12 protein-coding genes are annotated in these 13,173 nt (G+C 31.2%); 10 read left to right on the top strand and 2 right to left on the bottom strand.

What is annotated here, in order from left to right:
• Nucleotides 1-345: 345 nt before the first annotated feature.
• The gene (locus tag HMPREF9444_RS01810) at nucleotides 346-1,443 is read right to left on the bottom strand and encodes a Fic family protein (RefSeq protein WP_009142615.1); all 1,098 of its coding nucleotides are present in this window, start codon (nucleotides 1,441-1,443) and stop codon (nucleotides 346-348) included.
• Between the two features lie 362 nt (nucleotides 1,444-1,805).
• On the opposite strand from HMPREF9444_RS01810, the gene HMPREF9444_RS01805 reads away from it, so the two are divergent.
• From HMPREF9444_RS01805 to HMPREF9444_RS01795, 3 genes are all read left to right on the top strand, one after another.
• Entirely contained in the window at nucleotides 1,806-2,246 is a 441-nt protein-coding gene (locus HMPREF9444_RS01805; RefSeq protein WP_009142614.1) for a hypothetical protein, read from the top strand.
• A gap of 535 nt (nucleotides 2,247-2,781) precedes the next feature.
• Nucleotides 2,782-3,333 (top strand): isochorismatase family protein, encoded by a 552-nt coding sequence (locus HMPREF9444_RS01800; RefSeq protein ID WP_009142613.1) that lies wholly within the window; start codon nucleotides 2,782-2,784, stop codon nucleotides 3,331-3,333.
• Nucleotides 3,334-3,358: 25 nt separating this feature from the next.
• Nucleotides 3,359-4,207 (top strand): arginase family protein, encoded by an 849-nt coding sequence (locus HMPREF9444_RS01795; RefSeq protein ID WP_009142612.1) that lies wholly within the window; start codon nucleotides 3,359-3,361, stop codon nucleotides 4,205-4,207.
• 84 nt (nucleotides 4,208-4,291) lie between these two features.
• Here HMPREF9444_RS01795 and HMPREF9444_RS01790 read toward each other — a convergent pair whose 3' ends face one another.
• Complete coding sequence (locus HMPREF9444_RS01790; RefSeq protein WP_009142611.1) at nucleotides 4,292-5,503, bottom strand: histidine-type phosphatase; 1,212 nt, start codon at nucleotides 5,501-5,503, stop codon at nucleotides 4,292-4,294.
• Nucleotides 5,504-5,601: 98 nt separating this feature from the next.
• On the opposite strand from HMPREF9444_RS01790, the gene thiM reads away from it, so the two are divergent.
• From thiM to HMPREF9444_RS01755, 7 genes are all read left to right on the top strand, one after another.
• A complete protein-coding gene (thiM, locus tag HMPREF9444_RS01785; protein WP_009142610.1) occupies nucleotides 5,602-6,408 on the top strand; it encodes a hydroxyethylthiazole kinase in 807 nt (268 codons plus the stop codon).
• Between the two features lie 460 nt (nucleotides 6,409-6,868).
• Complete coding sequence (locus HMPREF9444_RS01780; RefSeq protein ID WP_040909078.1) at nucleotides 6,869-8,041, top strand: PDDEXK-like family protein; 1,173 nt, start codon at nucleotides 6,869-6,871, stop codon at nucleotides 8,039-8,041.
• Nucleotides 8,042-8,180: 139 nt separating this feature from the next.
• Nucleotides 8,181-9,107 carry a WYL domain-containing protein gene (locus tag HMPREF9444_RS01775; protein ID WP_009142608.1) on the top strand — a complete coding sequence of 309 codons (927 nt, stop codon included), beginning with the start codon at nucleotides 8,181-8,183 and terminating at the stop codon, nucleotides 9,105-9,107.
• Nucleotides 9,108-9,317: 210 nt separating this feature from the next.
• The gene (locus HMPREF9444_RS01770) at nucleotides 9,318-10,322 is read left to right on the top strand and encodes a hypothetical protein (protein ID WP_009142607.1); all 1,005 of its coding nucleotides are present in this window, start codon (nucleotides 9,318-9,320) and stop codon (nucleotides 10,320-10,322) included.
• A gap of 134 nt (nucleotides 10,323-10,456) precedes the next feature.
• Entirely contained in the window at nucleotides 10,457-11,380 is a 924-nt protein-coding gene (locus HMPREF9444_RS01765) for a hypothetical protein (protein WP_009142606.1), read from the top strand.
• Between the two features lie 135 nt (nucleotides 11,381-11,515).
• Nucleotides 11,516-11,740: a hypothetical protein gene (locus HMPREF9444_RS01760; RefSeq protein WP_009142605.1), complete on the top strand. Its 225-nt coding sequence runs from the start codon at nucleotides 11,516-11,518 to the stop codon at nucleotides 11,738-11,740.
• A gap of 96 nt (nucleotides 11,741-11,836) precedes the next feature.
• A complete protein-coding gene (locus HMPREF9444_RS01755; RefSeq protein WP_009142604.1) occupies nucleotides 11,837-13,045 on the top strand; it encodes an RtcB family protein in 1,209 nt (402 codons plus the stop codon).
• The last annotated feature ends 128 nt before the right edge of the window (nucleotides 13,046-13,173 follow it).

Here is a 13,173-nt window from a genome sequence, read left to right as displayed (position 1 = left end):
TTATACTATATTTAAATTACGGCGATCCGGGATAGACTCAATTCTCAAAAATAGAACGTCCTACAAAAGGCAGTAAAACAGGATCAATAGCAATAATAAAGTATTTCTAAGCCAGCTCGTGCATAATGGCATCAGATCCTTTTGAACTTAATAATTGTCAATTTTCAGTATAAAGTTCTTGAGGAAATTTTTAAAAGGGAAAATCCCGGAAAAAAAGCTATAAGGACAATCTGTAATAAGTCATTTATAGTTTATAATAATCAACTTCGCATAATTTATATTATGTTAAATTTAAAGCGTAACTCAAAAAGTATTTGTAAAATACAATTCATCTTGTACAAAAACTTATCTATTCATGTCGTTAAAAATATAATGCGTACTTCTGCCGCCGTGTTTACTTTTTACTAGAATTTTGTGAGAAATTAGATCATTAATATCATTTAATGCGGTATCTTGTGAACACTTGTTGAGCTTAGCCCATTTTTGGGTGGTTAAATTTCCTTTAAAACCTTCAAATAGCATATTTATCATCTTTTGTTGGCGTTCATTAAAATTGACGTTTTGATGATAATTCCAGAAATGCGTTTTCTGTAAAATTACCTGCAACTTTAAAAAAGCAGTATCCAAAGCTGTGTCAAAACAATTAATGAACCATAACAGCCAATCAGTGATATCACCGTTTCCTTTCTGTGTTTTTTCCAATATTTCATAATACAACTTTTGATTTTTTTTAATTTCAACAGACATACTGTAAAATCTACGCGATGTTTTTTCTGTTCGAGCAAATAACATATCTGTTAGCGCTCTTGCGATTCTGCCATTGCCGTCATCAAACGGATGAATCGTTAAAAATCTTAGATGTGCAATAGCTGCTTTAATGATTCCATCAAGCTCATCTGAATTATTGAACCATTCAATAAATTCTTTCATTTCAAAAGCAATTTTGTTTGGTTCAACGGCTTTAAAATGAACTTTTTCATTGCCTATTTGGCCGGAGACAACCTGCATTTCTCTAGAGCGATATTGCCCTACTTCAATCTTGTAAAGCCCACTATAGCCGTAGGGAAACAGCACTCTATGCCAGCTAAAAAGTCTTTCTTCAGTTAACGGTGTATTATAGTTTTGTGTTGCATCAAGCAACATTTCAACAATGCCATCAATATGATGCGATGATGGAACAAGTCCAGCCGTATCAATACCAAGCTTGTTAGCAATAGAAGATCTTACTTCTTTTAAGTTTAAGGACTCACCTTCTATTGCTGATGAATGTACGATCTCAGACGACAAGTGCTCAAGTAAAGACTGATTTTGAAAATCAAAGCCTAATTGAGACATCTTGCCAAGTAAGAGTCCTTCTTTTTCTCGTATATTTCCTAATTTTTTTATTAATTCATCGGTGTTATATGAAAATTCCCACCATTTTTCTTTTTCATGTATATACATAATCAATCCTTTTCTATTATTTTAGTTAATTTTCGGAGAAAAAGAATATATTCACCGAAAATTTTTCGGTGAATAAGTTAAAACACGTCCGATTACTGTTAAGTTTTTTTATTAAAGGATATCATCTTCAAAATTTATTTTTTAAGCTATAAATCAATATGTTACACAACATTGTTTTTATCTTTGTTTAAACTCTATCTATTAATTTCTTATTTTTGTTATTTGCAGAAACGTAGAATAAGTTAAGACAACAAAATAGGTGTTAATGCTAGACTTAGTTTTTTCAAAGGTTGTTCTAAGAAGTCGAATTTTTCAGCTGCGGTATTAAAATAACTGTAGAAAACGTATTTAAGGAGAACATCATGCGTTTATTTACTCCTGTTATTTTTTCATCTATTCTGTTTGTTGTTGGATGTGCCGGCAATTCAACAGTATCGCGGACAGCTGACATAAATAAATATCAATATGTTGTTCTACCAAATGTATTGTCATATAACGGCGACCCAGAACTAATGGATCTTGAAGTGCAGATTTACGATGCTCTTGAGTTAACAAGACTTACGGTGATAGGAGAAAAAGAAATATACAGCTTGACTGAAGACCAGAAGCAGCTTCTTCTCTTGGCTCGTTTTTCTGCCAGACAGAATTCAGATTATTCGCGCATAAGTGTTAATTTCACAGATTATGTAACAGGTCGTCCGGTAGCCTCTTGTTATGGCGCCTATGCTCTCGGTTTTGACGAATCAGGAGATCTTGATGGCGCTATGGTTAAGGTATCTGAGGAAATAAACAAATTATTTTAATTTCTTTAGTCGTTTACCATATAACCACATTCTGCTCTGTATCAAGATCGTAATGTTTTGCCTTATCGACTTTTTAAAGTTGTAGCAGTTGCATTGCGTAAACATCAGAATTGACTATTTTTACAGAATCATTTTCAAATATAAAGGCGATGCGATTAACTGTTAGGCAGTCCAAAAATTCATGAACATTCTTAGGCATTTTAGTTGTCCCTTGGTTATAACTAAGGTGTTATCAATGAATGTTTTTATAAACATGAATGTTTGCTTGAAGATTTAAAAACTGGAAATTCAATATTTTTCGTAAATATTGCAAATATCGCAAATTAATACTTGTTAAGTATTTAATTTGCTGAAATGTAGCAGTGGTGACAGCTGTGTTTATAACTCTTGTTCAACATGAAATATGTCTGCAGAGCTAGAAGAGGATGAATTCAAATTTTTAAAACTTTGATTTATCCTTTATCTGCTTTCAGTGTCCATTTAGGCTATTATTGTTTTACATTACTCATTGCGACAAAATAGCAAGAGGTCTTTTATGAATCGTTTACTTTTAATTGTCGATCCTCAAATTGATTTTATAAGTGGCTCTTTACCTGTTCCGGATGCTGCTGCAAAGATGGATTTGCTTGCTGACTACATTAAAAATAACAATGGAAAATATGTACTTAAATTGGTAACGACCGATTGGCATCCGTATGATCATTGCTCTTTTAAAGAAAATGGCGGTGAATGGCCGAAGCACTGCGTTCATGACAGTGTCGGCGCTGCAGTTTATCAGGCGCTGCTTGATGCATTGTATTCAACTGAAGGTGATGTAGAAGTATTACGCAAAGGTACCAATAAAGATACAGAAGAATACTCTATTTTTAAAAATTCTCAGTCAGCCGCAATAATTGAAGAACTAATCAAAAAGCATGAAATAAAACAGATCGATATCTGCGGAATAGCTGGTGATATTTGTGTACTCAATACCTTAAAAGACGGTGTTGTGCTCTACGGAAAAGAAATGTTTAACGTATTAGAGGACTATTCTCCTTCTTTAGATAGCGGAAAAGCTCTAAAACAAGCTATTGAGCAATTAAACTAAGATCTTTTAGAGATTTAGTCGACCTATGAAAACAATTCGTTTGCTGTATCCTGATTTTGTCAGCGGTAATTTGGATGAATACTATTTAGGTGCACGGTTGATGGCACAAATCGTACCGGAAAATCAAAATCAACCGCTCTTTAAAATTGATTTGCCTGCACCAGGAACTATTCATCCTGAAGAAAAAGATGGGATCTATGCTCTTGACGAGGTTCTTTTAGGGATTCAAAAGGCTAAAAGTATTTTATATGAAGAAAATCCTGACAAGGTAATAACTATTGGTGGCAATTGCTTAGTTTCACTTGCTCCGTTTGATTACCTTCACGGCCTTTATCCTGACTTGGGAATAATTTGGATAGACGCTCATCCTGATGTGTCGACTCCTAAAGACGGTTATCCTAATGCCCATGCAATGGTGCTTGGCAGTCTTTTAGGCGGTGGGGCTGTTCAATTGCGTAAAGAAATGAAACACCCTATTTTTAAGCCTGAAAATCTTCTTTATGTTGGACTTCAGGATTTACATGATTATCAAGAGCAGTTTTTAAAAGATCTTAAGGTCAACTTTTTAATACAGAAGGATAAATCCCTTAGCGACGGCGATATAACTGCATTTTGCAGTAGGTTTAATCGTGTGTTGGTTCATCTTGATATTGATGTTTTAAATCCGGCAGAATTTCCTGCAACCTATTTTGCAAATCCGATGCTTGTAGGTGATGGCAGTAGCGGCGGAAATATGTCTTTAGCAAGACTTAACCAAATTTTGCATTTAATTGATGGCAATAGTGAAATTATGGGATTAACTATTGCCGAATATCTGCCTTTTGCAGAGTATAAACTGCATAATTCATTAAGCTCTTTAAGGATTTTTTCTTAAGCTAATTAAAATTTGATCTCACTTAAAATATTTGTACAAAGAATTAAATTAAACACTGTCATTTTAAAGTGAGATCTCTTTTTTTTATCGATTTAAAGCTCTATCAATCTTTTTATTAAACTTAGTTAAAGAGCATATTTTTCCTTCACAATTTAAATTCGCCGAAATAAGAAACAATCTTTCTTTATCGGGATTTTCTGAATGTATGAATTTTATTGATGGAGCAGCAATCGCGGCTGTTACATATTGATTATTTTCAGTTTCAGAATTCCACCTTAAGAAAACTATGGCACAACCGGGAGGAATTGAGTTAACTCCTTGATCAGGAATACTCCATGTTAAATCTGCAAGACCACCTATATTTGAAATATTAGTATCATGACCGACAAAAAAGGCTATATGTGAAGCTCTATCATTTATTTCATTTTTTAATGCATTAAGTAAAGTTCCTCCACGACTTAGAGCGACAGCATTTTGCCTATTTAAAGCGTCAAATACTTCGTTATGCAAAGATAAAAGTTTAGTTAAGGTCTTTTCATCGACTTGTCCCCATCCTGCATTTCTGTCTGTCCATTGTCCGTACTCAAGTAAAAATATTTCAGCTATGCTTGATGCAATTGCTTTTTCACCAAGTAATTTAACATCATTGTCTTTTACGGTAACGGAATCTTGAATGTTTGATAAGTTGCAAGGAGCATTCCTACCGCAAATTGATTGGGAACAGCAATTGGTTATTGTTTGGATTAAATTTATTGCATCTTGTTGTTTGGTGCTATTAACTCTATTGATAATCGATTCTTGGACATCTTGTGCGTTTAACTTAACTATTCCGGCTTTTACCGGGTGAAATAATGGATATACGTCTTTCTTATCTGAATATATAGTGTTTTCAGATGAAATTCCTTCTCTTATTGCTTCAGCTGTTTTAACCGTTCTTTGATCACTATCGGCTATTATTTTTACAGACTTAAAAAGGTTATTTTTATAAACGGAATCTTTAATTAAAATTTTCTTTAAATGTTCCCATTGGCTTTTAATTAAAAAATAACCGCGATCTGTAAGATATCCTGACGGAACATTCCATTGCGGCCAATCATTTTTACTCCAGGAACTTAGCGTTTGATAATCTTGAGTAGGAGATCTCACTCCATGGCGTGATAAAACAACTATTTTTTCTAATTTTGCATCAGCACATGGTGCAAAAGCATAAAAAGAATTTTCTGCTGCCATTACACCAAAAAAAGAACTTATAAAGATAACTGCACAAGCTGCAGACATTTTATTTAATAACTTCATAATAAACACTTTATTTTTACAGCGACTTTACTTTTGAGTGTAAATCTTAATAATGACTATATATCGCTATTGATAAATAATTTCTTTTGACTGCATTTATGAACGATTTAAAAAATTTTCTTTCCGAAACTGAATATAAAAACCTTATAAATGATATACAAATTATTCACACTAAAAAAACTTTAATTCATAGCATTACCAATTATGTAGCCATAAATTTTTCTGCAAACGCCCTACTTTCGATCGGAGCATCTCCCGTAATGTCACGAGCCCCTGAAGAAGTAGCGCAAATGACATCATATGCCGATGCTTTGGTTCTTAATTTAGGAACACCAGAAGAGCAATCACTTAAGGCTATGCTTATCGCGGGAAAAGCGGCTAATGAAAAAGGAATTCCTATCGTCTATGATCCTGTTGCGGTTGGTGCTACATCCTTCAGGCGTGAATTTAATCGTAAATTGTTAAATGACGTTCGTGTATCAATAATTCGCGGCAACGCTTCTGAAATTCTTGCTTTGTGCGATGAACATAAAATAACAACAGGTGTCGATACTTACGATCAAGGAGAAATCGCAGTTGAAGGAGCAAAGACTTTAGCTGTAAAGATTGAAACTATTATTATCATTAGCGGAAAAACAGACTATATAATAAACGTAAAAGAAGTAAGATGTCTTAATTTAGGTGATGATATGATGTCAAAAGTTACAGCTATGGGATGTGCAACAGACGGTATCGTAGCTGCTTTTGCGGCAGTTAATCAGAATATGTTTCATGCCGCTTGTAATGCTATGGTTCTTTGTGGTTACGCCGGACAAATGGCAGCAGCAAAATCTCAAGGAAATGGCAGTATGATGATTAACTTTTTGGATGAACTTTACAATACAACTGTAAGCATTAAAATTTAAATGTAATAATAATTTTTATCCTAACTTTGATAAAGAATGTTTATAATCTTCTTGCTTTTATGAAGCCCCAAGAAGCGACTATAATTAATTTTTAATTGAGTAATCACATCAGAAGTGAAAATACCAAGCTACAATGCAATAAATTGATAACCTTACAGTTATCAAAAATAAATAGATAAGTAGTTATTGGATAGACAATGGACTTTGATAATCTTATAATTATTCTCCAATATTATAAATATTAATAATTTTTATTCTGTACAATAAACAGATCTTACTTTAAATCTAGAAAATTAGCTATGATAAACCCAAATAATGATACTCAACACGATGCAGATTTAATTCTTTTGAATCGTATGTATGTAGGCGAATTTTTAAATGAAAATATTGGTTTGAATCCATAAATTTAGTGAAAGCTGATGACGGGAAAAATTATATTTATGTTACTCCATACGGGACTATGGATATTGACAAATATAAAAAAGTAAAAACTATATTATTTGTTAGAAAATATGCTCCTGGAACTTATCAAATTATAGCAAAAGCTGAAAATTTACGCTTAGCAGAAGAAATTGAAGATTATATAAACAACAAAAATAATTATGGTGACATTCGCCAATTACAGCAAACTAAAATTGCAAAAATTAAGTTTTCAAGTGTTTCATATAAGGATATTTTTGAAAACAATCGTACAAAAACAAAATCTAACAATAAGATAAATGGTGCTTTTTATACTTACACCGGCAAAGTTACTATGGCAAACAAGATATTAATCATATCCAAAACAGACTTTGTTAATGATTCAAAAAAATTATTTCGTTCTTCACTTAAAATGTTTATTGACAAACAAAGTACTCCTAATGCTTACAATAAATTAGAGGAATATATCGAAGATCATAATAAAGAAAACTGGAAAGATGAAACACAAAAAATCAAAGTTAAAAGAAAACTTAAAAATAATTCTAATTTTATAAGTATTCTTGGGAAAGAAGATGATGAGTTGAGCTTTTCAAATTTATTTGCTTATATTTTTAGAACATATAAAGAGCTATTTTTTCATTTTTATATAGACATTCTCTCAAACTCAAAAAATTTTAAAAATGAACAATTATATAAATACTTTGATTTTAATCAGATTTTTAAGGTTGAAAGAGAAATAAACAACATAGATATTAAGTTAACTGATGATAAAGGTAATGTTATCGTTATTGAAAACAAAATAAAATCTAACATTAATGGTGTAAATTTAAAAATTGAAGATCATTTTCATAAAATTGAATCGCAGTTAAGCAAATATTATAATATTGTAAAAAACGAAACTGAAACTAAAAACGTTAAAGCTTCTTTTTTTATTTTCTATCCAGAGTATCATGAAGTATTAAAAAATAGTTTGCCTGCATATCTTGATGCTGACAAATATGTATTGATTTCTTATAAAAACATATATGGCTACTATAAAAAATGGTTTGACGATAATAAAAAAAATCTTAGTACTTTACCCAGATTCTATTTTGACCAATTTCTTAACTCACTCAAAAAACATACAGAATCAGTTGATAATCAACTAGAGGAAGAATTAAAACTCAAGTTTAATAATAGAATTTTTGAGCTAAGACAAAGTTCAAAGAGTTAAAATCCTTTTCTTTTTTTGTTTTGCTTAATGCAAATTATATTTATATAAAGTTTTATAATTAATTAGTACAAATATAATTTTGTGTTATATCTCACTACAACATACTTTTTGAAAGTTTTTTCTTTAGGATGGGGAGCAAATGAAAAAACTAGATGACAGTTCATACGGCAGTAAACTTTTAAGATTATTCAGAATACTAATTTCAGATCAAAGACGTCACTATCTTTTAGACTTAAAAGAGACCTTGAACTGCTCTTCTCAAACTTTGATCCGTTTAATTGAGGAAATTGAGCGTGAAGTTGGAGAAAGTCTTGAATTTGGAAAAGACGGGCGTAAGCGTTGGTACAAAATGTCTCCTCTTAACAAAGAGGGAAGGTTGAATCTTGATAGTGATGACCTAAAGTTTTTTGAAATTTGTCGCGATCTTGCAGAACCCTATCTTCCCCAACAAGTTAAAAGCCGTGTTGATAAAAAACTTTGGGAGTTTTCACTAAAAATATCTGAAGAAACACAAAATTTTGGTGAGGACAGTAATTTTACTTTTTTCAGTAAAGGATATATAGACTATTCACCTTTCTTTTCAATGATTACAATTTTATTGGATGCAATAAAAGGGCATAACATCTGTGTTGTTAGATATCGTCCATCAGGAGAGAAGGACATACACAGACATCTTTTTGCTCCATGTAAAATTGCGTGTATGTCAGGAGCATTGTATGTGCTTGGGTCATACATGGAATCAGATTTGAAAACTCCACGCTATCTTACAAATTTTGCTATCCATCGCATTGTTTCCGTAGACAAAACAACTTTTGAAATTGCGTTCCCAATTCCTAAAATTGAATCTGAGTCTTTTGGTTTACCATGGCATGAACCAAGAACTTTTAGAATTAAATTTAATCCGGGAAAATCCTCAGATTACGTAAAAGAGCGAATTTGGGCGAAACACCAAAAAATAACAGAGGATGGTGAAGGAGGAATAATTCTTGAGATCGTTACCTCTTCTGAGCCTGAGTTAAAAGCATGGATAAGAAGTTTTGGTGGTGAAGCAAAATTGTTAAGTTAGCTCGTAAATAAGCATCTATAAGATTTTATGTCTAAACTTCACACAGTTATGCTCTTTTGTATAAATCAAAAGAGCATGTTTTTATGTTATGAAAATATTTAGTTAAGTTTTGACTGTAAATATAAAATGATTTGAAAATTCCGTAAAATGGAATAATGTATTTGTATTATTACCTTTGTTAATTATGATTACAAAGGTAGGATATCTATTTTGAAAAAGTCAGAAAAGTCAAAAGATGAGTCTTTAATTTATTTAGGAAATAATCTGTTAGGTGGTAATCAATTTTACGAATTATGTAAAGATAAACAAAATAATTGGCAAAATATCTACACGTTTTTTTCAAAGGATATTTCTTCTGAGCAACTTGAAAACTGTTACAAAGGAACATATTCGCAGTGCTTTGCACTAATGTCTCAAAATAAGCAGATAAGCAATATATACCTGGCTATAAACGGTAGATATACACTTAAAAAAGATGGAACGCAAGTAAATAAGAAAATATCCAATAGATATTTTTTTATGGAGAGAAACAACAAAGGAGTCTTAGATAGGCATGTAAAGCTAACCAAGGAAAATATCTTTATTGGAGAATATATTGAGAATCTTGATGATGCTGAATTAGATTATAAATATATCAAGCAACTTAATAGTGAACCTTCAAAAAGAAATACTTATATTTGTTTTCCACAAAAAATAAGAAAAAGAGATATCTTTTCAATAATTAAAAATTCAAATTTTAAGATTGAAAGGAAAGTATACCAAATATTTAGTAGTGAATTTTATAATAAGCATGAACACATAAACGGAAATTATAGTCAAATCTACAAAAGTTCTACCACAAATCTTATTTATAGACTATCCTGTAATTTTACATATGATGTAAAAACCTCTAAGGTTCGTAAGGAAATAGGAGGATATGATTATGATGATGAAGCTGATTTGGTTTCGAATCACAATATAATTGACGAAAAAACTGGTAATAATACTGTTTTTTATGCTTGTGCAGATGACTTATATAGTCAACATGAAGATTGTGAAACGTGGGACTGTATAAAAAATGAGGATATTGATGGGAAATTAGCTAAAAATCTTTTAATGAATCATATCAAAAAATTTATAGTCTATATAAAAGAGCCACAACTGATAAATATTAAAAATAAAAAAATTATTGCAGATCCTACAGAAAAGATGCTTATAGATGTTTCATGCCTATGAAATGTATATATATGCAACCTGTTGATTTTTGAAAAACATAGCATTTACATATATACATTTATTGCAGTATATATTCGGTAAATAAGCATTAAAGTATGTTATCAATATTTAATTGTATTTAAGGATTTTAAAGTATGTTTAAACTGCCCGATTCTTATTATAATTTCTCTTTTAGTAAACAATTTGATAGATCATATTTATTATCTCTTTTAGATACACAAAATGTAACTTGGATGAATGTTTATACGATTTATCAAAATGATGATATTAAGAAAGATTATAATTCTGGTCACTTCTTGCAATGTTATGCATTAAAAATATTCGAAGGCATACAGATAAGCAATTTATACTTTGCTATATCCGGTACATTTTTATTTAATAAAGTTTTTTCAAATCTAATAACCGACATTTCAAGTTGCTATTTCTTTATTGAAAAAAATAATATGGGATTTTTTGACGAAAAGATCAAAATTTCACTAGATGAAGAGAAAGTTGATTCATTTTTAAAATTTAAAAACAGTCTAATATATAATCAACATCTTGATCTTGAATTTATAAAGAAAATACGCACCTTGCCGACAAATAAAAAGGCTGTTTGGTTTCCAAAAATTATTAGAAAAGTAGATCTTGAATTTGCTTTAAATTATCTTGATTTTTATTTGGCGAGAAAAAATTACTCTAAATTAAAACTTATAAATAGTGATAATCAAGTATGTGTGAGCGGTCTTTATAGCCAAATTTATGAAAGTTTGCAAACAAACATTATTTATAGAATCAGCAATTTTTTTGAATGCAAAATTGATGGTTCTGATACTCATAAAGTGATAAAAAATTGGTACGAATATGATAATGATAGCGATTCTGCTCTGATATCAGATCATATCATCATTGATGAGAAAATTGGTTCAGAGGACGAATTTTATAGTTATGCAACTATCAGGCATAAATTTGATCCAAAAGATAATATGACATGGTGCAGCATTTCGGATACGGAAATCGATGGAAAATTAGCAGCAAATCTTTGCTTTAATAACTTATCTAAGTTTACCGTATATTAAAAATTTGTATGAAAAACATATATATAAACTTATGTACGTGAGAATTTTGCAATATCAGCACTATAATTCCGTATTATGGAATAAATAATTATTAATATTAATCTTAAGGAAAATGAAAGTTGGAGTTATTAGAAAGTGAGACCTGTAACTATAAAATCATTGGAATTTTTAAAAACCAAAATTAACCGTCTTTCCAAAAAGGACAGTCATATTAATGAGCTGGACTGGTCAAACCTGAGTGAAGAACAAGCTTCAGAGCTAATTAAGCTTTTACATTCACTGGATGAGAAAATCCACTCATCTAAAAATAAAAAAAAGTACAGTCCTCAGGATTTGCATAATTTTAAAGGAAAATATTAGATACTTTGTTTAATCTATCCTGCAAGAAATTTTTGCCAGAGTCGGTATTTAATATTTGCTACACGTTAAAAATGTTTTTAGGATTTATAGAAGATTATGATAGAAGTAAAAGGAAAATTTAATACTGCAAAGATTTTTACCGACGTTATAGATAACGCCTCTCTTGGTCAGGTAAAAAGTCTTTGCGACCAAGAGTTTGCTGCAGGAAGTAAAATTCGCATGATGCCTGACATCCATGCGGGAGCCGGATGTACCGTTGGTACAACTATGACAATTAAAGATAAAGTTGTACCCAACCTTGTTGGAGTTGATATCGGCTGCGGAATGGAGATCGTAAAAATTCGTGAGACACGAATGATCTTTCAGAAGCTGGACAAATTTATCCGTGAAAATATACCGTCAGGTCTTGAGGTTCGTAGAACAAATCATAAATATCTTGTAAGAACAAATCTTTCTGAATTACTCTGTAATGAAAACATTAACCTTGCTCGCGCTGAAAAAAGTATCGGTACTCTAGGAGGCGGGAATCATTTTATTGAAGTCGATCAAGATAGTGACGGTGCTTTATATATCGTAGTTCATTCAGGAAGCCGGCATTTAGGTTTGGAAGTTGCCCAATATTACCAAGAAGAAGGATATAAGCGGCTTGTAAAACATAATAATACTGTTGATGAATGTGTCGATAAAATAATTGAAAAAATGAAAAATGAAGGCAAATCAACAGAAATTAGTAGTTTTTTGCAAATGGTTAAAACTTCAAAGAAAATTGCACTTCCTAAAACACTTGCTTACGTTTCAGGAAATCTTTTTGAACAATACATCAATGATATGAAAATTGTCCAAAGCTATGCAGCAGTGAATCGTCAAGCAATGATCGATGACATCGTTAAAGGGATGAAACTGCACGTAGAAGAACAATTTACCACCATTCACAATTATATAGATACAGATAAAATGATTTTACGCAAAGGGGCTGTATCTGCAGAAAAAGGTGAGAAGTTTTTAATTCCTATCAATATGAGAGATGGTAGCCTTATATGTCTAGGAAAAGGAAACGAGGATTGGAATTATTCTGCACCGCATGGCGCTGGACGTTTAATGAGCAGAACGGAAGCTAAGAACTCATATACTTTATCTGAATTTAAAAAACAGATGCAGGGTATTTATTCAACCTCAATTAATGAATCAACATTGGATGAATGCCCTATGGCATATAAGAGTATGGCTGATATTGTGGATAATATCACCCCTACTGCTGAAATCATAAAAATAATAAAGCCAGTTTATAACTTTAAGGCAAATTAAGATTTCAACGCCGATCGAACAGTGAAGACTTTCTAAATCAAATACTATTATTGATTCGGTCGGCAAAGTTTTTACTTTAAAAAGTAAGTCAACATAGTTTCCCCTTCATTTTTGTCTATTTGTTTTTA

Source organism: Succinatimonas hippei YIT 12066 (assembly GCF_000188195.1).
In the GTDB taxonomy this organism is placed as follows: Bacteria; Pseudomonadota; Gammaproteobacteria; order Enterobacterales; family Succinivibrionaceae; genus Succinatimonas; species Succinatimonas hippei.
This window is presented reverse-complemented; position numbering and strand designations above follow the sequence as displayed.